The following is a 21,408-nucleotide window of genomic DNA, read 5'->3' as shown; positions in this document are numbered from 1 at the left end:
GACCGAGAAGATCGAACCGTCAAAAGCGCCATGCAACCCTGCTCTTTCAACTCCTTCCAGGCTTCGATGAACTGAAGCAACCTGCTGCCGAAAACTGCGTAACTCTTTGTTTACCAAGGAGTTTTCCGTTTCGACTGCGCCGGAAGTGGGGCGAATTATAGACTTCCAGAATCTGCCGTCAACCGCTATTTTCACATTTCTGTCATATAGGTCAGAAATACCCGAAAACACGAGGGACGGCCCCTCTTAGACCGCCCTCTCCCCGTCTACTTATAAGCTAGGGAATGCAAACTGCGAGGCTTCGTGGCTTGCACGTTGCGGCCAGCGCTGGGTAATCGCCTTGCGACGGGTATAGAAACGCACCCCATCCGGGCCATAGGCATGCAAATCGCCGAACAGCGAACGCTTCCAGCCGCCAAAGCTGTGGTAAGCCACCGGAACTGGCAGCGGAACGTTAACCCCCACCATCCCGACTTCAATCGCATCGCAGAACAACCGCGCCGCTTCCCCATCACGGGTGAAGATGCAGGTGCCGTTGCCGTACTCGTGATCGTTGATCAGTTTCATCGCCTCTTCCAGGCTGTTGACCCGAACGATGCACAGGACCGGCCCGAAGATCTCTTCTTTATAGATGCGCATTTCTGGCGTCACACGGTCGAACAGGCAGCCGCCCAGGAAGAACCCTTCCTCGTGACCGGCCACACTCAAACCACGACCATCGACCACCAGGGTTGCGCCGGCAGAAACACCGTCTTCTATATAGCCACTGACTTTGTCGCGAGCCTGCCCCGAAACCAACGGCCCCATGTCCAGGCCACACGAGGTGCCCGCACCGATTTTCAGGGCCTTGATTTGCGGCACCAGTTTGGCCACCAACGCATCCGCCACCTGATCGCCGACACACACGGCCACCGAGATCGCCATGCAACGCTCACCGCAGGAGCCGTAAGCCGCGCCCATCAGTGCGCTGACCGCGTTATCCAGGTCCGCGTCCGGCATCAGCACCGCGTGGTTCTTCGCCCCGCCCAGTGCCTGGACACGTTTGCCGCGCTTGGTGCCTTCGGCGTAGATGTATTCGGCAATCGGTGTCGAGCCGACAAAACTCAGGGCTTTGACGTCCGGTGCTTCGATCAAGGCATCTACAGCAGTTTTATCGCCATGCACGACGTTCAGCACACCTTTAGGCAGGCCCGCTTCGTGAAGCAGTTGAGCGATCAGCAAGGTCGAGCTGGGATCACGCTCGGAGGGTTTGAGGATGAAGCAGTTACCGCAAGCAATCGCCAGCGGGTACATCCACAGCGGAACCATCGCAGGGAAGTTGAACGGCGTGATACCGGCTACCACGCCCAGTGGCTGGAAGTCCGACCAGGCATCGATGTTCGGGCCGACGTTACGGCTGTATTCGCCCTTGAGGATTTCCGGCGCCGCACACGCGTATTCGACGTTCTCGATGCCGCGCTTCAATTCGCCCGCAGCGTCTTCCAGGGTCTTGCCGTGCTCTTCGCTGATCAACTGGGCGATGTGCGCCTCGTTTTGCTCCAGCAGTTGTTTGAAGCGGAACATCACTTGAGCACGCTTGGCCGGCGGCGTATTGCGCCAGGCCGGGAAAGCGGCTTTGGCCGAGTCGATCGCCTGTTGAATGGTTTCACGGCTGGCCAGCGGCACTTTATGGATCGGTTGACCGGTGGACGGATTGAACACGTCAGCGCTGCGGCCGTTATCGGTGATCATTTCACCGTGGATCAAATGCGGGATGAGGCTCATGCGGGGCTCCAGAGAAGATATCCACAGGCGCCCGCTTCGGGACGCCTGCTTATATAGATGCCTTTGTAGGAAGCCGAGCTTGCTCGCGACATCGCCGGCAAGCCGTGCTCCTACCGTTCAGGCGAATCAGTCGATCTTGTTCAGCACTTCGCCGACCGCGTCGAACAGGCGATCAAGGTCTTGCGGCTTGCTGTTGAAGGTGGGGCCGAATTGCAGGGTGTCGCCGCCGAAGCGCACATAGAAGCCTGCTTTCCACAGCGCCATGCCCGCCTCGAACGGACGCACAATGGCATCACCGTCGCGCCCGGCAATCTGGATTGCCCCGGCCAGGCCGTAGTTGCGGATGTCGATGACGTTCTTCGAACCTTTCAGACCGTGCAACGCATGCTCGAAATGTGGCGAGATCTCGGCCACGCTCTGCACCAGGTTTTCCTTTTGCAGCAGGTCGAGTGCCGCCAGGCCCGCCGCACACGCCACCGGGTGCGCCGAGTAGGTGTAACCGTGGGGGAACTCCACCGCATATTCCGGCGTCGCCTGGTTCATGAATGTCTGGTAGATCTCGGAGCTGGCAATCACCGCGCCCATCGGGATCGCGCCGTTGGTGACTTGCTTGGCGATGCACATCAGGTCTGGCGTCACGCCAAAGCTGTCAGCGCCGAACATCGCACCGGTACGCCCGAAGCCGGTAATGACTTCGTCGAATACCAGCAGGATGTTGTGCTGGTCACAAATTTCACGCAGACGCTTGAGGTAACCCTCTGGCGGAACCAGCACACCCGCAGAACCGGCCACGGGCTCGACGAACACCGCCGCGATGTTCGACGCGTCATGCAGCTCGATCAGCTTGAGCAGTTCATCGGCCAGCGCGATACCGCCCTCTTTCGGTATCCCACGGGAATAGGCGTTGCTGGCCAGCAAGGTGTGCGGCAGGTGGTCGACGTCCATCATCGCCTGGCCAAACAGCTTACGGTTGCCATTGACGCCGCCCAGGCTGGTGCCGGCGATGTTCACACCGTGGTAACCACGGGCGCGGCCGATCATTTTGGTTTTGGTCGACTGGCCTTTCAGGCGCCAGTAGGCGCGGACCATTTTCACCGCCGTATCGGCACACTCGGAACCGGAATCCGTGAAGAACACGTGGTTGAGGTTACCCGGCGTCAGCTCGGTGATTTTCTCGGCCAGCTTGAAGGACAAAGGGTGACCGTACTGAAAGCCCGGCGAGTAATCGAGGGTGCCCAACTGCCTGGCCACCGCGTCCTGGATTTCCTTGCGCGTATGCCCGGCGCCGCAGGTCCACAGCCCGGACAGCGAGTCGTAGATCTTGCGGCCCTTGTCATCGGTCAGCCAACTACCCTCGGCCGCAACGATCAGACGCGGGTCGCGCTGGAAGTTGCGGTTGGCGGTGTACGGCATCCAGTGGGCATCAAGCTTGAGCTGACTGGCCAAAGGAGACGGGGCGTTTTCAGGCAAGTTCATGAGCAAAACCTCGCAAGGCAATTAGCAGCGTAGGGATTAAAAGCGTTCTTGCAGCTAAATTGCCACGGCGATAAAGTCGGTGAAATTCAACTTTTCTAACCTTCAGTCAGCCATTTACTAAACTTTTGAGTACACAGCATGAGCAGCCGTCGACCCGACCCACTGGCGCAAGTCAGCGACTTTGATATCCGCCTCCTGCGGATATTTCGCAGCGTGGTCGAGTGCGGTGGCTTTTCCGCAGCCGAAAGTGTGCTCGGAATTGGTCGCTCGGCCATCAGCCAGCAAATGAGCGACCTCGAGCAACGCCTCGGCTTGCGTTTGTGTCAGCGGGGCCGGGCCGGGTTCTCGCTGACGGAAGAGGGGCGCGAGGTCTACCAATCGGCGTTGCAGCTCTTAAGTGCGCTGGAAAGTTTCCGCACCGAGGTCAACGGGCTGCACCAACACTTGCGCGGCGAACTGACCATCGGCCTGACCGACAACCTGGTCACCCTGCCCCACATGCGCATTACCCACGCGCTGGCGCAATTGAAGGAACGCGGACCCGATGTACAGATTCAAATCCGCATGATTGCACCCAATGAAGTCGAACAAGGTGTGCTCGACGGGCGCTTGCATGTCGGCGTGGTGCCGCAGGCCAGTGCCTTGTCGGGCCTGGAATATCAGCCGCTGTACAGCGAACGTTCGCTGCTCTACTGCGCCGTCGGGCACCCGCTGTTTTATGTCGACGATAAACAGTTGGACGATGACCGTCTCAACAGTCAGGACGCCATCGCCCCGACCTTCCGCTTGCCAGCCGAGATTCAGGCCCATTATCAGGCACTCAATTGCACCGCCAGTGCCTCGGACCGCGAGGGCATGGCGTTTCTGATCCTGACAGGGCGCTACATCGGTTACCTGCCGGATCACTACGCCAGCCTTTGGGTGCAGCAAGGTCGTTTGCGCGCCCTGAAACCCGACAGCCGTTTTTATGACCTGAGCCTGGCGTCAGTCACCCGCAAAGGGCGGCGCCCGCATCTGGTGCTGGAAAGCTTTCTGGAAAGTCTGGCCGCGACACGTTGAACCCTCGAACGAACTGTAGGAGCCGAGCTTGCTGCAGGGGTTGCGGTGGTCGCGGTTTTATTGCGTCAGGACTTGTCGGATGCCTGTGGGTGCGCTATCAACGCACAGGTGCCCCCATCGAACTGCCCGGAAACGCCCATGACCTTTGAAGTCCCTGCCCACGCTGGCAAGCCTGCCAGCCGAATTCGTCAGAAGAACGAAGAAACCATCATCAAGGCCGCCGAAGACGAATTCGCCCGTCACGGTTTCAAAGGCACGAGCATGAACACCATTGCGCAGAATGCCGGGCTGCCCAAGGCCAACCTGCATTACTACTTCACCAACAAGCTTGGGCTGTATGTGGCGGTGCTGAGCAACATCATTGAATTGTGGGACAGCACTTTCAACACGCTGACGGCTGAGGACGACCCGGCCGAGGCGTTGACGCGCTACATCCGCGCCAAAATGGAGTTCTCGCGCCGCCAGCCGCAAGCCTCGCGGATCTTCGCCATGGAGGTGATCAGCGGCGGTGAATGCCTGACCGAATATTTCAATCAGGATTACCGCGCCTGGTTCCAGGGCCGCGCCGCCGTATTCCAGGCCTGGATCGACGCCGGCAAGATGGACCCGGTAGACCCGGTGCACCTGATTTTCCTGCTGTGGGGCAGCACCCAGCATTACGCCGACTTCGCCACGCAAATCTGCCGCGTGAGCGGTCGCAGCAAGTTGACCAAGCAAGACATGGAAGACGCCGGCAATAACCTGATCCGCATCATCCTGAAAGGCTGCGGCCTGACCCCAGCCCCTTAAGATCGCCCTTTATGCCTTTTACCCTCACCGGCCTCTGCGAATACCGTGAAGAGATTCGCAAAAGCCGCTTCATCGCCCTCGCCGCCCCGATCACCAGCGCCGTCCAAGCGCAGGCCTTCATCGAGCAACACAGCGACCTGAACGCCTCACACAATTGCTGGGCGTGGAAATTCGCCGACCAGTACCGCAGCAGTGACGACGGCGAACCCGGCGGCACTGCTGGCCGGCCGATACTCGCAGCCATCGAGGCACAGGACTGCGACCAGGTCGCGGTCGTGGTGATTCGCTGGTACGGCGGTATTCAACTGGGCACCGGTGGCCTCGCCCGCGCCTATGGCGGCAGCGCCAACAAATGCCTGCAAGGCGCCGAGAAGATTGCGCTGATCAGCCGGGTGCCCTTGCGGTGTGCGTGCAGCTTCAGCGAGCTGGCGCTGGTCAAGCTGCGGGTGGCGGATCTCGGCGGGCTGATCGTTGAGGAGGCTTTCACCGCCAACGGCGTCGAACTGCAACTGGCGCTGGGGGAAACGCAGATCACAACCTTGCAGACTCAACTCGCGGACCTGAGCCGGGGTCGCATCCTGTTGCAGCGTTGAATGCACCAACAGGGTTCAGCCACCGGTTGTCCACATGCCGCACTTGCCCACATCCGCTGTGCACCTGACTGTGGATAACCTGAGTACATAGCGCTGTAACCCTTCTGCAACGTGGCTTTGCGGCCACTGATCACTTTTCGTCCAATTCGCCTTCGTCATGCTCAATCTCACCGAAAAACAATCGCTTAGCGTGGTTTATCGCCATTAGAAGAAAGCCGCGCAGTGCTTATGCCCGGGGTTTCGGCTTGCGCACAATTACTGTGGAGCAACCTGTGGATAACCCGTTCATGGCTGGCGCAGCCCCATAGCCGGCATAGCCCGCAGCAAGATGAACATTTTTTAACCAAACGCTCGGGTATGCAAAAGCGGCCTGTTCACGTTACTTGCCCTGAAGGGATGCTCTAGCCGGTGGGTGCCGGTGTCGCGGGGCAGGCCGAGCATTAGCGATGGACCTTTAGGTGCTGTACGAAAACTGCCTGATCGCCACTCGGCGACTTCTCGTACAGACCCTAGGGTAAGTTATCCACATCTCGGTCGTTTCAACTATTCAAGGAGCACCGAGGCTAAAGCCTCAAGTATGCTTCAGGGATATGCCCCAACGAGTAACGACTAGGCTTCACCCTCGGCGAGTTGCACAGCGAATTGCAGTAACGGCTCGGGCAACGTTGTCCACTGAATCCATGACTCTCTTTTCTCAAGGAAGCCACGCATGACTACGGCAAAAAACGCACTGATCATCGGCGCCTCCCGAGGCTTGGGCCTCGGTCTGGTGAAAACCCTGCTGGCTGACGGCTGGCACGTCACCGCCACCGTGCGTAACCCGCAGAAGGCCGAAGCCCTCCAGGCGCTGGGCAAGGTTGTGATCGAAACACTCGACATGGACGACCAGCCAGCCGTGGCCGCCCTTGGCCAACGCCTCAAAGGCCAGGTATTCGACCTGCTGTTTGTCAATGCCGGTGTCAAAGGCCCGGAAGTTCAAACGCCCGGCGGGGCAACACTGGCCGAGGTCGGGCAACTGTTTTTCACCAACGCCGTGGCGCCGATCAATCTGGCCCAGCGCTTTGTCGGGCTGATCCGCCCGGGCACCGGCGTACTGGCATTCATGAGTTCGGTGCTGGGCAGCGTAACCATGCCTGACGCGCCAGAAATGGCACTGTACAAGGCCAGCAAGGCTGCACTGAACTCCATGACCAACAGTTTTGTCACGCTATTGGATGAGCCGACACTGACCGTGCTGTCGATGCATCCAGGCTGGGTGAAAACCGACATGGGCGGCGAAGGGGCAGAGATTGATGTCGAGACCAGCACCCGCGGGGTGGTGGATCAGGTGAACGCCTATGCCGGCAAGGGTGGGCATTACTTCATCAATTACAAAGGTGAAACCATTCCCTGGTAATCACCACCTTCCTTTGTGGGAGCGAGCCCGCTCCCACACTGGATCTGTGGCGTGCAACCTGAGTAAACTCGGCACCTCGCCCCCGCGGCGACCCTGGATCAGCAGACAGGGCAACACTGAGCTGGCGAACCTGAACCCAACTTTCAGAGGAGCCGGCAAATGCCTGCGACCCGTATCTGGTTAAAAAACCCCCTCGCCATCTTCACAGCCAATGCGCTCGACGCCCGTGGCGGACTGGTGCTGCAAGACGGTTTGATCGTCGAAGTGCTCAAGCAAGGCCAGTCACCCGCGACGCCCTGTGGACAAGTCTTCGACGCACACGAGCATGTGATCCTGCCGGGACTGATCAACACCCATCACCACTTCTATCAAACCCTGACCCGCGCCTGGGCGCCGGTGGTCAATCAGCCGTTGTTCCCGTGGCTGAAAACCCTGTACCCGGTCTGGGCCCGGCTGACCCCCGAGAAACTCGCGCTGGCCACCAAGGTTGCCCTGGCCGAGTTGCTGCTGTCGGGGTGCACCACGGCGGCCGATCACCACTACCTGTTTCCCGAGGGCCTGGAAAACGCTATCGACGTGCAAGTCGAAAGCGTGCGCGAACTCGGCATGCGGGCCATGCTGACCCGTGGCTCGATGAGCCTCGGTGAGGCCGACGGTGGTTTGCCGCCGCAGCAAACCGTGCAGCAAGGCTCGGTCATTCTCGATGACAGCCAGCGCCTGATCGCCAAGTACCACGAACGGGGCGACGGCGCGCAAATCCAGATCGCCCTGGCGCCCTGCTCACCCTTTTCAGTGACCCCGGAAATCATGTCGGCCAGCGCCGAACTGGCGAACACACTCGACGTGCGCCTGCACACGCACCTGGCCGAAACCCTCGACGAGGAAGACTTCTGCCTGCAACGCTTCGGCCTGCGCACCGTGGATTATCTGGACAGCGTCGGCTGGCTCGGCCCTCGCACCTGGCTGGCCCACGGCATTCACTTCAACCCGGATGAAATCACCCGCCTCGGCGCGGCGGGCACCGGTATCTGCCATTGCCCCAGTTCGAACATGCGCCTGGCGTCGGGCATTTGTCCCACATTGGAACTGACCGCTGCAGGCGCTCCGCTGGGGTTGGGCGTAGACGGTTCGGCGTCCAACGATGCGTCGAACATGATCCTCGAGACCCGCCAGGCGCTGTACCTGCAACGGCTGCGTTACGGTGCCGAGAACATCACCCCGCAGTTGGTATTGGGCTGGGCCACCCAGGGTTCGGCGAAGCTGTTGGGGCGCACGGATATCGGCGAACTGGCGGTGGGCAAACAGGCAGACCTGGCACTGTTCAAACTCGACGAGTTGCGATTCTCCGGCAGCCATGACCCGATTTCAGCATTGCTGCTATGTGGCGCGGACCGGGCGGACCGGGTGATGGTCGGCGGCAAGTGGCGAGTGATCGACGGGCAGGTCGAGGGGCTGGACCTCAAAGGCTTGATTGCCGATCACAGTCAGGCAGCCCGACAGTTGATCGCCGGTTAAATACTGATGATCGTTCCTTCGTCGGACACCTGAGACGCGGGAATGATCAAAAGCCCAGTACCCGCACGGAACCTTGTGTGATGAACCGGTTGATCAGGTTTTGCTCATTGTTTCGATGGGCCTCTGTAGAATGCCCGCTATCTGCACCTGATGAGAAAAAGAACATGTACGACTGGCTGAACGCCCTGCCCAAGGCAGAACTGCACCTGCACCTGGAGGGCTCGCTGGAGCCTGAGTTGCTGTTCGCCCTGGCCGAACGCAACAAGATCGCCCTGCCGTGGAGCGATGTCGAAACCCTGCGCAAGGCTTACGCCTTCAACAATTTGCAGGAGTTTCTGGACCTGTATTACCAGGGCGCCGATGTGTTGCGCACGTCCCAGGATTTCTACGACCTGACATGGGCCTACCTGTTGCGCTGCAAGGCGCAGAACGTGATTCACACCGAACCGTTCTTCGACCCGCAAACCCATACCGACCGTGGCATTCCATTTGAAGTGGTGCTCAACGGCATCGCCAGCGCATTGAAAGATGGCGAGCAGCAACTGGGCATCACCAGCGGCTTGATCCTCAGCTTCCTGCGCCACCTGAGCGAAGAAGAAGCCCAGAAAACCCTTGATCAAGCACTGCCGTTCCGTGACGCGTTTGTTGCCGTGGGTCTGGACAGCTCCGAGATGGGTCACCCGCCGAGCAAGTTCCAGCGCGTGTTCGATCGCGCCCGCCACGAAGGTTTCCTGACCGTTGCCCACGCGGGTGAAGAAGGCCCGCCGGAATACATCTGGGAAGCCATCGACCTGCTGAAGATCCAGCGTATCGACCATGGCGTGCGCGCCATTGAAGACGAACGCCTGATGCAGCGGATTATCGACGAGCAAATCCCGCTGACCGTGTGCCCGCTGTCCAACACCAAACTGTGCGTGTTCGATCACATGTCCCAGCACAACATTCTCGACATGCTCGAGCGGGGCGTGAAGGTCACGGTGAACTCGGATGACCCGGCGTACTTCGGCGGCTACGTCACCGAGAACTTCCATGCGCTTTACACCCATTTGGGCATGACTCAGGATCAGGCCAAGCGCCTGGCCCAGAACAGCCTGGATGCGCGGCTGGTCAAGCCTTAAGGCTTAGTGTGGCGAGGGAGCTTGCTCCCGCTCGGCTGCGCAGCAGTCGTAAAACGGGTGAATGGGTTCTACCTGCGAGAACCCGTTGACTGACATTGGGGCTGCTTCGCGGCCCAGCGGGAGCAAGCTCCCTCGCCACAAGCTATCTACCCTGCCGTCACCTCGCTCAACTCCTCCAGTGTCTTGCCCCGTGTCTCCATCCCGAACAGCCAGACCACACCCGCCGCAATCGCGAAACACATCGCGCCCAGGGCAAACACCCCGCCCTGCCCCGTTATCGGGAACACCAGCCCGGTCACCAGTGGCCCGAGCAACGAACCGACCCGGCCAATCGCCGAGGCGAACCCGGAACCGGTGGCACGTGCCGAGGTGGGATACAGCTCGGGCGTGTAGGTGTAGAGCACGGCCCACATGCCGAACAGGAAAAACTGCATCAACAACCCCGAGCTGATCAACAGGCTGACATTGCCGCCGAACACCGCGCTCTGGCCATAGAGAAACGCCATCACCCCACCGCCCAGCAACGTGACGATGCACACCGGTTTACGCCCCCAACGCTCCACCAGCCAGGCAGCCATGAGAAAACCCGGAATCCCCCCGAGGGATATCAGCACCGTGTAATACACCGACTGAGTCACGGCAAACCCTGACTGTTGCAGCAACGCGCTGAGCCAGGACGTCAGCCCATAGAAACCGAGCAAGGCAAAAAACCAGACACTCCAGATCATCATCGTGCGCTGGCGATACTGTGGTGACCAGATTTCACCCAAGGCCGAAAAGAACCGGCCCCGGCGGCTCTCGATCCGCGGCAAGCGAATCGGTTCGGGCAAGTCGGCGCGCCCCAGTGAAATGCGGACTTTGTCTTCGATACGCTGCAAGACCTGGTCGGCCGCCGCGTGATGTCCGGCCTGTTCCAGCCAGCGCGGTGATTCCGGAATGAAGAAGCGGATCGCCAGGACAAACACGGCCGGCACTGCCAACACCAGGAAGATATCGCGCCAGCCAACCAGCGGTAACAGGAAGTAGGACAGCACGCCCGCCGCCACAAAGCCCAGTGGCCAGAAACCGTCCATCAAGGCGATGTAGCGCCCACGGCGCTTGGCCGGGATCAATTCGGACAACATCGATTGGGCAATCGGAAACTCCATGCCCATGCCGATTCCCAGCAGGACCCGAAACAACGTAAGGGTTTCAACCGTCTGCGCCGTGGAACACAGGTAACTGGCGATGCCCCACAACACGATGCTCCACTGGAACACCGGTTTTCGCCCGAAACGGTCGGCCAACATGCCGGACAACGAGGCCCCCAGCACCATGCCGAAGAAACTTGAACTGGCCAGCAAACCCGCCTGGGCCGTGCTCAAGCCGAACTCGGTTTTGATTGAGCCCAACAGGAACGTCATCATTGCCAGGTCCATGGAGTCAAAGAAAAACGCCAAGGCAATGATGATGAAGATGATGCGGTGATAACCGCTGATGGGCAGTCGTTCCAGACGTTCTGCCGCGCTATAGCCTTGCCTGTCCATGCCACATCCCCCATCCGAAAAACCCCGGATCGAGTGTGCGCGTTCGACGAACGTGGCCGTTGCTGGATACGACCTGTCGACAACCCTGAGCGACGCCTGAAACCGTTGGGCCCAGACGCCGGCAATGAACGGCGCTAGAGGGCCATTTCCAGCTCGGTCTGCTTGGCGAAGCGGTCAATTTCACGCTGGCCGGTTGTGGTGACCTGCAATGCCCGGGACTCGTTGGGCAGGCTCAGCCAGCCCGACTGCATGAACAGCTGTAACAACCCGGCACCGAGCGAGCCGCCCAGGTGCGGTCGACGCTCGCTCCAGTCGGGGCAGGCACACGCCATATCAGAGCGGGTATGGGCCAACGCCTGGATAAACAGACCACGGGCGGCGAACTCGTTCGCGCCTTTATGCGTGATGACGACACGCTGATCCAATTGTTCAATCCAACCTGCATCCACCAACCGCCGATACAGATCGGCTGCCAGTGTTCCGCCTAGATGATCGTCACAGAGCCGAGCTCGAAACAGAGAGGATGGTGCGTTCTGCGGTTTACCCAGCGTCGTGCCGCGCTTGAACAGCTCCGGCAGTTGCTGTGGAGCACTGGCCAGCGAAGCACTGGCCAGTGCTTCGACAGCAGCACCCACTTCGGGCGCGGCCAGGCGGAAAAACCGCTTGCGTCCACGCTCCTCGACTTTCAACAGCCCGCCGGCGGTCAACCGCCCCAGGTGAGCACTGGCCGATGACGGTGACAGCCCCGCCAGTAACGCCAACTCCTCGGATTGCCGTGCCGTGCCGTCCATCAAGGCCCACATCATCGCGCTTCGCTTGGGGTCCGCCAGCAACGTGGCGATCTGGCTGATGCAAGGTGCATGTTCCATGTATTCACTCCCTGTTGAATCATTCGTCTTCTGCTCGCAGACATCTTGACCAGTAATGCGACTTCGGCCAAGACGTAAAAGCCGCCAAAAACAAGGCGATATTACAAACTTACGCAGGCAACTCCCTGGAAACCGTTAAACAGCCCCCGCCATCGACCGCGCGTGGTGGCGATGCGCAGGAAACGCTGATTCGCAGCTCCGGTACAGACATGAGGCGGGCGATAGTATAAGCCTGTACCCGCGCCATTCCTGTCCTACGGCTCCCATTGTTGGTGATTGTTCCTGAGTGAATTGTCTCTATTTGTCCGCGACTATTGAGCAGCTACCCAAGAAGACGGGAAATGACCTGCCAATTCGGCACAACGGGCAGCAAGCATTTCACGCAGCAGGTTCACAGGCTTACTCAATTGAGCGCGATGAGCGCACAGTAAATTCAGCGGTGCACGCTCACAGAGCAGCTCTGGCAGCAGCACTTTCAAACGTCCGGCCAGCACATCTGCCGCGACATCGAGCCAGGACTTGTAGGCAATCCCGGCGCCCGCCACGGCCCACAGGCGAACCACGTCGGCGTCATCGCTGAAACGGTCGCCACTGACGGTCAGGCTGACGTCCCGTTTGCCGTCGTGAAAACTCCAGTGGTCATGAACCCGACTACCCAACATGTACAGCAGGCAATTGTGTTGCGCCAGTTGCTCCAGTTGGCGCGGCTCGCCATGACGCGCCAGGTAGCTGGGCGCGGCGCACAGCACGCGACGGTTCTGCGCGGCAACCGGCAAGGCCACCAGGCTTGAGTCCTCGGGTTCGCCATAGCGCAGGGCAATGTCCACCGGTTGCCGGAACAAGTCGGCGATCCGATCGCCCAACAGCAGGCGCACCGTCAGTTTGGGATGCTCGCGCTGAAACTCGTCCAGCCAGGGCAACAGCAGGTTGCGGCCGAAATCCGAGGGTGCAGAGAGTTGCAGGACTCCGCTGACCTGATCCTGACCGCTGGCCAACAGACGGCGCCCTTCATCAAGATTACTCAACGCCGCCCGGGCGTACGCCAGAAACCCCTCGCCCTCGGCGGTCAGGCGAAGGCTGCGGGTTGAACGGGCCAGCAAACGGGCCCCCAGTTGATGCTCGATCCGCTTCAACGCCGCGCTGGCAACCGCCGCCGACAAATCCATGACCCGCGCCGCCGCAGACAAACTGCCCAGGTCTGCCGCCCGAACGAACAACTGCAAATCATCGAAGCGCAGCATCCAACCACCTGCATTATCAAAAAAATATTGAAAGAGACTGCTCTTTTAGCCGGTTTTATCTCCCGAAGAAATAGCCAATCATCCCCTCCATCGAAACGCCCTCACCCGGAGCCGCACATGTCTGAAGCCTTTACCGCCATCGCCACTGTCATCGCCAAACCCGGCCAGGGCACCCTTCTGGAACGGCAATTGCGCAACCTGGTGGCGCCCAGCCGCGCCGAAGCCGGTTGCCGGTTTTACGATTTGCATCAGGACCTGGAACACGCCGACGCGTTCTACGTGCTCGAACGCTGGGATAACGAAGCCGCCCTGCAAACTCACAATGCCACGGCGCACTTCCTGGCCTTCCAGGCAGCGGCTGCCGAACTGATCGAACACTTCGAACTCAAGCGCCTGCGGGTGTTGGGCTGATTCACCTCTTCTATTCATTCCACTTGAGAAACTCACCATGAAAGCCGTTGCCTACTACCACGCGTTGCCAATCACCGATCCCAACTCCCTGCAAGACATCGAACTGCCTGAACCCGTCGCCGGCCCTCGCGACCTGCTGGTTGAGGTCAAGGCCATCTCGGTCAACCCGGTGGACACCAAGATCCGCCAGAATGTCTCGCCCGAAGGCGGCGAAGCCAAAGTGCTGGGCTGGGACGTGGCCGGGGTGGTCAAGGCAGTCGGCAGTGAAGTCACGCTGTTCAAGGCCGGTGACAAGGTTTACTACGCCGGTTCCATTGCTCGCGCTGGTGGCAACAGCGAGTTGCATGTCGTCGACGAACGCATCGTCGGCCATATGCCAAAGTCCCTCGGGTTCGCCGACGCGGCCGCACTGCCGCTGACGGCAATCACCGCCTGGGAGCTGCTGTTTGAACGCCTGAACGTGCCTGAAAGCAAGACCGAGCAAGGCCAAAGCCTGTTGATCGTCGGGGCTGCCGGTGGTGTGGGTTCGATCCTCACCCAACTGGCTCGTCAACTCACGGCGCTGACCGTCATCGGGACCGCATCACGGGCGCAAACCCAGCGCTGGGTAAGTGATTTGGGGGCTGATCTGGTGATCGATCACAGCCAGCCGCTGAGTGAAGAACTCAAGCGTGCCGGTCATCCACAGGTAACCCATGTCGCCAGCCTGACGGAAACCAGTCAGCACTTCGATGAACTGGTTGAAGCCCTCGCCCCTCAGGGCAAACTCGCGCTGATCGACGATCCGAAGGCACTGGACATCCTCAAACTCAAGCGCAAGAGCCTGTCGCTGCATTGGGAATTCATGTACACGCGTTCGCTGTTCGAAACCGCCGACATGCTCGAGCAGCACAAACTGTTGAACCGGGTGGCCGGGCTGATCGACGCCGGCACGTTGAAAACCACCGTGGGCGAACACTTCGGCACCATCAACGCGGCCAACCTGCGCCGGGCCCATGAGTTGCTGGAAAGTGGCACGTCCAAGGGCAAGATTGTGCTTGAAGGCTTCTGAGGAATGATCGGACGGTGCCTTGCGTTTTCTGTGTCAGAAACGGACGGCACCGTCAGTCCGAGGAGTTGATCCTTGTCACAAATCCGATCGTATTCAGGTCTACAATCGGGCCTCTGCAACGCAATCTTTTACGTGAGGAGGTCAGCAATGAAGATCCTGATAAAAGAATTGGCAAAATCCCAGTGGCAGGTCCGCCTGGACAACCACGCGGTGAACTTCCGCACCGAAGCAGAAGCCCGCGCTTTTACCTCGACCCTCGAGGCTCGACTGCACGCCCCTCATCACATCCCCGAACGCCAGCAACAAGCGGCCGGCTGACTCAAGCCACGGCTTGCGCTGCCCGAGCCCTTTGCAACCGGCGAGTGAGCATTGCGACACTCACCACCAGCACACCGCACAGACTGATGACCATGGCCATCGGCATCGCGCTGCCATCGTGCAACACACCCACCAACGCGGCAGCGCCGGCAGCAACGCTGAATTGCAAACAACCCAGCAATGCCGAGGCACTGCCTGCGCGTGCGCCCTGGCCATTCATGGCGCAGGCCGAGGCGTTGGGGCTGATGCAACCCAGGCTGGCGATGCAGATGAACAACGGAATCAACAGCGGCCAGAGTTGTTCGGTGTGCAGGGCACTCACGCCCAACAGCGTCAAGCCTGCGGCCAGATAAACCCACACCGCGCGCGCCAGCAAGAACGCCGGACCGCGTTTGGACAGCAGCCGCGCATTGAGCTGTGCCACCAGAATGAACCCCGCCGCGTTGGTACCGAACAGCCAGCCAAAGTGCTCGGCCGGAACGCCGTACAGCTTGATGAACACAAAAGGAGAACCGGCGATGTAGGCAAACATCCCGGCGATCGCAATGCCACCGGTCAAGGCATGGCCGAGGAAGATCCGGTCCGACAGCAACCGGCCGTACTGGCGCAACGAGCCCGATAACGGCGGACGCGGCAGATGGGCCGGAAGACTTTCTGGCAACCCCAGTGCAACGGCCAAGGCCGACAACGCACTGAAGACCGTCAACGCGATAAAGATAGACTGCCAGCCATACAGGTTGACCAACAGGCCCCCGAGCATCGGCGCAAGAATCGGCGCCAGCCCCATCACCAGCATCAGTTGGGAAAAGACTTTCGCCGAACCCACCGCATCGCATTTGTCGCTGACCACGGCGCGGGAAATCACCATCCCGGCGCATCCGCCCAAGGCCTGGAGGAAACGTGCGGCGATCAGCCATTCAAGATTGGGTGCAAACGCACACACCAGCGAGGCCACGGTGAACAGCCCGACACCGGCCAGCAACGGCAAGCGTCGACCGAAGCGGTCTGCTACCGGGCCGTAGACCAGTTGACCAATGGACAAGCCCAGGAAATACGCCGCCAGCGTCAGTTGAACGTGTTTTTCATCGGTGCCGAACGCCGCCGCCATGGCTGGGAATGCCGGCAGGTAGAAGTCGATGGCCAGCGGCCCAAAAGCGCTCAATGCGCCGAGAATCAGAATGGTACGGAGGTTCATCAGGCGTCCAGGTTGGCATCAGTCGGCAGGCCGACAGTCTAGCCCCGCGTGAACGCCTTGAACATTCCGATAGGTCGCTAACTAATAAAAAGATTCAGGCCAGCGTCACCGCGTAGCCTTCTTCGCTGATCAGGCTGATGACCTGTTCGGCCGACAGCGCACTCTCGACACCGACTTCCTTGGCCGCGAGGTCGACCCGCACACTCGCCGCCGGGTCCTTGGCTTGCAGCGCCTGAGTAATGGCCCGAACACAATGACCGCACGACATACCTTGAACGTTGAACACTTGCATGAGGCATCTCCTTTGATGAGCTTTAGGGGGCGCTCTCAATCAGTTTCCCGATGTGGGAACTGATTGAGAGCGCCTCCTGAGCCAGTCTTGAGCTTGCCACCATGGCAAGGTCAAGTTCTGAAGTACGCTGCCGGGCTGGCAATCGGCGTCGCGCTCGGCCAAGCTGCGCCATCAATGACTCAAACATAGGAGATTCAGCCCATGCGCTGGTCAGCTTTCAGCCTATTCAGCCTGCTCAGTCTTTTCGCCGCAGTCCCTTCGGCCAACGCCGCCGGCGAAGACTATGGTGTGCTGATCATTTCCCGCGAGCGCCTGGAAGTCGCGACCTCGTGCGAAATCGGCGTGTACATCCAGGACCAATTGTCGGCGCGGCTGTTCCAGGAACAGAGCACCTCGTTCAACCTGCCACCGGGCAACGTCTCGCTGCGCCTCAAACTGCTGCCGGGCCAGGCGCCGGGTTGCAACCCAGGCATGCTGGCACCGGGTTCGCAGAACATCACGCTCAAGGCAGGCGACGTGTTGAAGTACCGCATTGCCATGACTGAGGAAGGGATGCACCTCAAGCGTGCCTCACTCGGTTACTGAAACCGCCCCCATGTGGGAACAAACCCGCTCCCACATTTGGCCTGCGGCGATAGGTAGATTGGCGCTTGACCTTGCCCGCATGGCAAGGTTGATCCTGTAGGTCATTTCTACAGGGAGTAAGACTGGTGTCCGATTCCATCACCTTCGATCTGCCGATTGCCGGCATGACCTGCGCCAGTTGCGCCGGACGTGTCGAGCGCGCCTTGAGCAAAGTTGTCGGCGCCAACGCCGTCAGCGTCAACCTGGCCACCGAGCAAGCTCGCGTCCAGGCCCCCAGCGACAGTTTGCCCGCGCTCATGGAAGCCGTGGCGCAAGCCGGTTACAGCGTCCCGGCGCACAGCCTGGAACTGAGCATTGGCGGCATGACCTGCGCGTCATGCGCCGGTCGCGTTGAACGGGCGCTGAACAAAGTCCCCGGCGTGAAAAGCGTCAGCGTCAACCTGGCCAATGAACGGGCCCACCTTGAACTCCTCGGCCAGATCGACCCGCAAGTGTTGATCCGCGCCGTCGACAAGGCCGGTTACAGCGCCAGCGTCTGGCAAGCCGAACAGGCCGGTAACGACGATCAGGCCCAACGCCTGAGCCGTGAGCGCTGGAGCTTGCTGCTGGCCCTCGCCCTCGCCTTGCCACTGGTGCTACCGATGCTGGTGCAACCGTTCGGGCTGCACTGGATGCTCCCGGCCTGGGCGCAGTTTGCCCTGGCGACCCCGGTGCAATTCATCTTCGGTGCGCGGTTCTACGTCGCCGCCTGGAAAGCCGTGCGCGCTGGCGCCGGCAACATGGACTTGCTGGTCGCCCTGGGCACCAGCGCCGGTTACGGCTTGAGTATTTACCTGTGGGCGACGGCCAGCGCCGGGACCCTGCCTCACCTGTATTTCGAAGCCTCGGCGGTGGTGATCGCCCTGGTGCTGCTCGGCAAATACCTGGAAAGCCGCGCCAAGCGCCAGACCGCCAGCGCCATCCGAGCCCTCGAAGCCTTGCGGCCGGAACGGGCGATCCAGGTGATCGACGGGCGCGAACAGGATGTCGCCATCAGTGCCTTGCGCCTCGGTGACCTGGTGCTGGTCAAACCCGGCGAACGCTTCCCGGTGGACGGTGACGTGGTCGAAGGCCAGAGCCACGCCGACGAAGCGTTGATCAGCGGCGAAAGCCTGCCTGTACCGAAACAACCCGGCGACAAGGTCACCGGCGGCGCCATCAACGGTGAAGGCCGGTTGCTGGTGCGCACCCAGGCCCTCGGTGCCGAAACCGTGCTGGCGCGCATTATTCGCCTGGTCGAAGACGCGCAGGCCGGCAAGGCACCGATTCAAAAACTGGTGGATAAAGTCAGCCAGGTGTTCGTCCCGGCCGTATTGCTGCTGGCGCTGGCCACCCTGATTGGCTGGTGGCTGTACGGCGCGCCGCTGGAAACGGCGGTGATCAATGCGGTCGCGGTATTGGTGATCGCCTGCCCGTGCGCACTCGGCCTGGCCACACCGACCGCCATCATGGCCGGCACCGGGGTGGCCGCCCGCCACGGCATTCTGATCAAGGACGCCGAAGCCCTGGAGCGCGCCCATGAAGTCAGCGCGGTGGTCTTCGACAAGACCGGCACCCTGACGTCCGGCGCTCCACGTATCGCTCATCTGAGCGCTGTCGACGGCGATGAAGCCAGCCTGCTGCAACGCGCTGGTGCCCTGCAACGCGGCAGCGAACACCCGTTGGCCAAAGCCGTTCTGGACGCCTGTGCCGAACGCAATCTGCCGGTGGCGGACGTCAGCGCCAGCCAGTCGCTGACCGGTCGCGGCATTGCCGGCACGCTCGAGGGTCGCCAATTGGCCCTGGGCAATCGCCGTCTGCTGGAAGAAAGCGGCTTGAGCACAGGCGCGCTGGCCGAGTCCGCCACGGCATGGGAAACCGAGGGCCGGACCTTGTCCTGGCTGATCGAGCAGAGCCCCGAGCCACGGGTGCTGGGCCTGTTCGCATTCGGCGACACCCTCAAGCCCGGCGCGCTGCAAGCGGTGCGGCAACTCAATGCCCGCCACATCAGCAGCCACCTGCTGACCGGTGACAACCGTGGCAGTGCCCGGGTGGTCGCCGAGGCGCTGGGGATCCGTGATGTACACGCCGAAGTGTTGCCCGCCGACAAAGCCGCGACCGTGACCGAGCTGAAAAAAACCGGCGTGGTGGCGATGGTGGGCGACGGGATCAACGACGCCCCGGCACTGGCGGCGGCCGACATCGGCATCGCCATGGGCGGCGGCACCGACGTGGCCATGCACGCGGCGGGCATCACCCTGATGCGCGGCGATCCGCGCCTGGTGCCAGCGGCGCTGGAGATCAGCCGCAAGACCTATGCGAAGATCCGGCAAAACCTGTTCTGGGCCTTCGTCTATAACCTGATCGGCATTCCGCTGGCGGCGTTCGGCCTGCTCAACCCGGTGCTGGCCGGCGCGGCCATGGCCCTGTCCAGCGTCAGCGTGGTCAGTAATGCGTTACTGCTCAAGACCTGGAAACCCAAAGACCTGGAGGACGTTGAATGAACATCGGCCAAGCGGCCCGCCAGAGTGGCTTGAGCGCGAAGATGATTCGCTATTACGAGTCGATCGGCTTGCTCAAGGCAGCCCATCGCACCGACAGCGGCTATCGCGTGTACAACGCCGACGACCTGCACAGCCTGGCGTTTATCAAGCGCTCACGCGATCTGGGGTTTTCGCTGGATGAGGTCGGCAAACTGCTGACCCTCTGGCAGGACCGCCAGCGCGCCAGTGCCGACGTCAAGGCGCTGGCCCGGCAGCACATCGATGAGCTGAACCAGAAAATCCGTGAACTCGCCCAACTGCGCGACACCTTGCAGGACCTGATGGAACACTGTCAGGGCGATCACCGCCCTGACTGCCCGATCCTCAAGGAGCTGGCCTCCGGCTGTTGCGCCGAGCCGGCTCAGCGCTGATCGGCACTCAACGCCTGGCGACGTTGCGCCTTTAACGCCAAAACCTTCAGCACCGCCAGGGTGCTGAGGGGAATGCCGTGAAACAGCATCACCACGATGCCCGGCGCCCAAACGTTATAGAACGGTGCGGCGATCAACATGCCCACGCCAAACCCGGTCATTTGCAGCAACGTCAGGAAGCTGAAAATCGGCAGGCGCAAGCTATCGGGCTCACGCTGCAACCGAGACATCAGCCCCACCTCGGAAAACCCGTCGCCCAAACCTGCCGGCAGGGCAAACAGCAGCAGTGCGTAAAGGCTGTGTTGGTTGAACATCAGAATGAAGCCGCTGGACATCAACAGCACGCCGAAGAAAAACCGCCGCTCCAGGTTCTTGTTCTCCGTCCCCGGCAAACGGCTGGCGATGCGTGCGCCGATGAACTTTCCACACGCCCAGACAGCCAGCATCAAGCCCAGCGTGGTGCTGGCCGACTCCGGCGTCAGCAGTTTTGAGATGATCGGAAAGCCCACATTGTGCGCCGCACTGCCCAAGGTGTCGGCCATCGACACCGCGAGCATCGCGGCGATCACCGGCGTACTGCGCAGGCCCTGGCGCAGGGCCGCCCACTCGCCACTGGACGCTTTGGCGTCCATGCTCGGCGCAGGTCGATAAAACCGCAGCGGCACAATGAACAGCGCAGCCAGCAGATAAGTGATGACGTTCAGCGCGAACACCACCTCAAAACCAAACCCTGCCACCAACAATCCTGACACCAGACTGCCCGCCACCATCGCCCCCGATGAAGCCGAGGTGAGCCAGGCGTTGGTCTTGAGCAATTGCTCGCCCTGGATCATGTGCGGCAACTGGCTGTTCAGACCGATGGCGAACATCGAGTTGCCCAGCCCCAGGCCGAACGCAATCACCGGCAACATCAGCGCCTGCTCTGTCACCGGCAACAGCAACAATAGCCCCAACAGGCCGGCACGCAGCAGATCAAACCCTATCAGCGGGATGCGCCCGCCCCAACGGCGGTAAAACGCGGTGCCGATAAGGCTCGCGAAAACACCGCCAGCCACGCGGCTGGCCAGGAAAACCCCGACGGCAATGGCGCTGTTGCTCAGCAGGTAAACGTAAGTGGCCAGCGCCACCATGTTGAGGAACGCACCGAAGTCCGAAACCAGGCGCGCAGCGATGATCAGTTGGGCATTGCGGGTGGATTGAGCGCAGGTGAGTTGGGTGTTCACAATCGTCCTTGACCGAGAGTTGCCTTGAGTGCCGTGCAGTTAACGCGATGTAACA

At 60.9% G+C, this 21,408-nt stretch carries 20 protein-coding genes; 12 read left to right on the top strand and 8 right to left on the bottom strand.

Going from position 1 to position 21,408, the window contains the following annotated elements; translation table 11 throughout:
- Window positions 1-270: 270 nt before the first annotated feature.
- Both AC1Z1G_RS03715 and aptA read right to left on the bottom strand, forming a co-directional pair.
- A complete protein-coding gene (locus tag AC1Z1G_RS03715; RefSeq protein ID WP_483624978.1) occupies window positions 271-1,764 on the bottom strand; it encodes a CoA-acylating methylmalonate-semialdehyde dehydrogenase in 1,494 nt (497 codons plus the stop codon).
- 126 nt (window positions 1,765-1,890) lie between these two features.
- Window positions 1,891-3,240: an omega-aminotransferase AptA gene (aptA, locus tag AC1Z1G_RS03710; protein ID WP_483624976.1), complete on the bottom strand. Its 1,350-nt coding sequence runs from the start codon at window positions 3,238-3,240 to the stop codon at window positions 1,891-1,893.
- A 138-nt stretch (window positions 3,241-3,378) separates the two neighbouring features.
- Between aptA and AC1Z1G_RS03705 the strand changes: the two genes are divergently transcribed.
- The 6 genes from AC1Z1G_RS03705 to AC1Z1G_RS03680 all read left to right on the top strand — a co-directional run bounded on the left by AC1Z1G_RS03705 (window position 3,379) and on the right by AC1Z1G_RS03680 (window position 9,710).
- Window positions 3,379-4,299 (top strand): LysR family transcriptional regulator, encoded by a 921-nt coding sequence (locus AC1Z1G_RS03705; RefSeq protein ID WP_483624974.1) that lies wholly within the window; start codon window positions 3,379-3,381, stop codon window positions 4,297-4,299.
- 138 nt (window positions 4,300-4,437) lie between these two features.
- Window positions 4,438-5,088, top strand: coding sequence for a TetR/AcrR family transcriptional regulator (locus AC1Z1G_RS03700; protein ID WP_483624972.1), 651 nt, complete (start codon window positions 4,438-4,440; stop codon window positions 5,086-5,088).
- 11 nt (window positions 5,089-5,099) lie between these two features.
- Window positions 5,100-5,681, top strand: a complete 582-nt coding sequence (locus tag AC1Z1G_RS03695; protein WP_483624970.1) for an IMPACT family protein — start codon at window positions 5,100-5,102, stop codon at window positions 5,679-5,681.
- A gap of 709 nt (window positions 5,682-6,390) precedes the next feature.
- Window positions 6,391-7,077, top strand: coding sequence for an SDR family oxidoreductase (locus AC1Z1G_RS03690; protein ID WP_483624968.1), 687 nt, complete (start codon window positions 6,391-6,393; stop codon window positions 7,075-7,077).
- Between the two features lie 159 nt (window positions 7,078-7,236).
- Window positions 7,237-8,592 (top strand): 8-oxoguanine deaminase, encoded by a 1,356-nt coding sequence (locus AC1Z1G_RS03685; RefSeq protein WP_483624966.1) that lies wholly within the window; start codon window positions 7,237-7,239, stop codon window positions 8,590-8,592.
- 164 nt (window positions 8,593-8,756) lie between these two features.
- The gene (locus AC1Z1G_RS03680) at window positions 8,757-9,710 is read left to right on the top strand and encodes an adenosine deaminase (protein ID WP_483624964.1); all 954 of its coding nucleotides are present in this window, start codon (window positions 8,757-8,759) and stop codon (window positions 9,708-9,710) included.
- A gap of 146 nt (window positions 9,711-9,856) precedes the next feature.
- On the opposite strand, the gene AC1Z1G_RS03675 is transcribed toward AC1Z1G_RS03680, so the two are convergent.
- The 3 genes from AC1Z1G_RS03675 to AC1Z1G_RS03665 all read right to left on the bottom strand — a co-directional run bounded on the left by AC1Z1G_RS03675 (window position 9,857) and on the right by AC1Z1G_RS03665 (window position 13,346).
- A complete protein-coding gene (locus AC1Z1G_RS03675; protein ID WP_483624962.1) occupies window positions 9,857-11,236 on the bottom strand; it encodes an MFS transporter in 1,380 nt (459 codons plus the stop codon).
- Between the two features lie 134 nt (window positions 11,237-11,370).
- Window positions 11,371-12,105 carry an ArsR/SmtB family transcription factor gene (locus AC1Z1G_RS03670; protein WP_483624960.1) on the bottom strand — a complete coding sequence of 245 codons (735 nt, stop codon included), beginning with the start codon at window positions 12,103-12,105 and terminating at the stop codon, window positions 11,371-11,373.
- 311 nt (window positions 12,106-12,416) lie between these two features.
- Window positions 12,417-13,346, bottom strand: coding sequence for a LysR family transcriptional regulator (locus AC1Z1G_RS03665; protein ID WP_483624958.1), 930 nt, complete (start codon window positions 13,344-13,346; stop codon window positions 12,417-12,419).
- Window positions 13,347-13,463: 117 nt separating this feature from the next.
- Between AC1Z1G_RS03665 and AC1Z1G_RS03660 the strand changes: the two genes are divergently transcribed.
- The 3 genes from AC1Z1G_RS03660 (at window position 13,464) to AC1Z1G_RS03650 (ending at window position 15,126) form a co-directional block, all read left to right on the top strand.
- Window positions 13,464-13,757, top strand: a complete 294-nt coding sequence (locus AC1Z1G_RS03660) for a putative quinol monooxygenase (RefSeq protein WP_483624957.1) — start codon at window positions 13,464-13,466, stop codon at window positions 13,755-13,757.
- 37 nt (window positions 13,758-13,794) lie between these two features.
- On the top strand, window positions 13,795-14,808 hold the full coding sequence (locus tag AC1Z1G_RS03655; protein ID WP_483624955.1) for a zinc-binding alcohol dehydrogenase family protein: 1,014 nt from the start codon (window positions 13,795-13,797) through the stop codon (window positions 14,806-14,808).
- Between the two features lie 147 nt (window positions 14,809-14,955).
- Window positions 14,956-15,126, top strand: coding sequence for a hypothetical protein (locus tag AC1Z1G_RS03650; RefSeq protein ID WP_347903857.1), 171 nt, complete (start codon window positions 14,956-14,958; stop codon window positions 15,124-15,126).
- Between the two features lies 1 nt (window position 15,127).
- On the opposite strand, the gene AC1Z1G_RS03645 is transcribed toward AC1Z1G_RS03650, so the two are convergent.
- On the bottom strand, window positions 15,128-16,321 hold the full coding sequence (locus AC1Z1G_RS03645) for a multidrug effflux MFS transporter (RefSeq protein WP_483624953.1): 1,194 nt from the start codon (window positions 16,319-16,321) through the stop codon (window positions 15,128-15,130).
- Window positions 16,322-16,415: 94 nt separating this feature from the next.
- Window positions 16,416-16,613 (bottom strand): heavy-metal-associated domain-containing protein, encoded by a 198-nt coding sequence (locus AC1Z1G_RS03640; RefSeq protein WP_483624952.1) that lies wholly within the window; start codon window positions 16,611-16,613, stop codon window positions 16,416-16,418.
- Between the two features lie 201 nt (window positions 16,614-16,814).
- Between AC1Z1G_RS03640 and AC1Z1G_RS03635 the strand changes: the two genes are divergently transcribed.
- The 3 genes from AC1Z1G_RS03635 to cueR all read left to right on the top strand — a co-directional run bounded on the left by AC1Z1G_RS03635 (window position 16,815) and on the right by cueR (window position 20,130).
- Window positions 16,815-17,198, top strand: coding sequence for a hypothetical protein (locus AC1Z1G_RS03635; protein WP_483624950.1), 384 nt, complete (start codon window positions 16,815-16,817; stop codon window positions 17,196-17,198).
- 164 nt (window positions 17,199-17,362) lie between these two features.
- Window positions 17,363-19,720, top strand: a complete 2,358-nt coding sequence (locus tag AC1Z1G_RS03630; RefSeq protein ID WP_483627743.1) for a heavy metal translocating P-type ATPase — start codon at window positions 17,363-17,365, stop codon at window positions 19,718-19,720.
- Window positions 19,717-20,130 (top strand): Cu(I)-responsive transcriptional regulator, encoded by a 414-nt coding sequence (gene cueR / locus AC1Z1G_RS03625; protein ID WP_483624948.1) that lies wholly within the window; start codon window positions 19,717-19,719, stop codon window positions 20,128-20,130. The genes AC1Z1G_RS03630 and cueR overlap by 4 nt, the downstream gene beginning before the upstream one ends.
- Here the strand turns inward: cueR and AC1Z1G_RS03620 are convergent.
- A complete protein-coding gene (locus AC1Z1G_RS03620) occupies window positions 20,121-21,353 on the bottom strand; it encodes an MFS transporter (RefSeq protein WP_483624946.1) in 1,233 nt (410 codons plus the stop codon). The genes cueR and AC1Z1G_RS03620 overlap by 10 nt on opposite strands.
- Window positions 21,354-21,408: the final 55 nt, after the last annotated feature.

The organism is Pseudomonas sp. JL27(2026), assembly GCF_056933555.1.
Note: the sequence above shows the minus strand (reverse complement) of the source record. Positions and strands in the feature narration are given on the sequence as shown.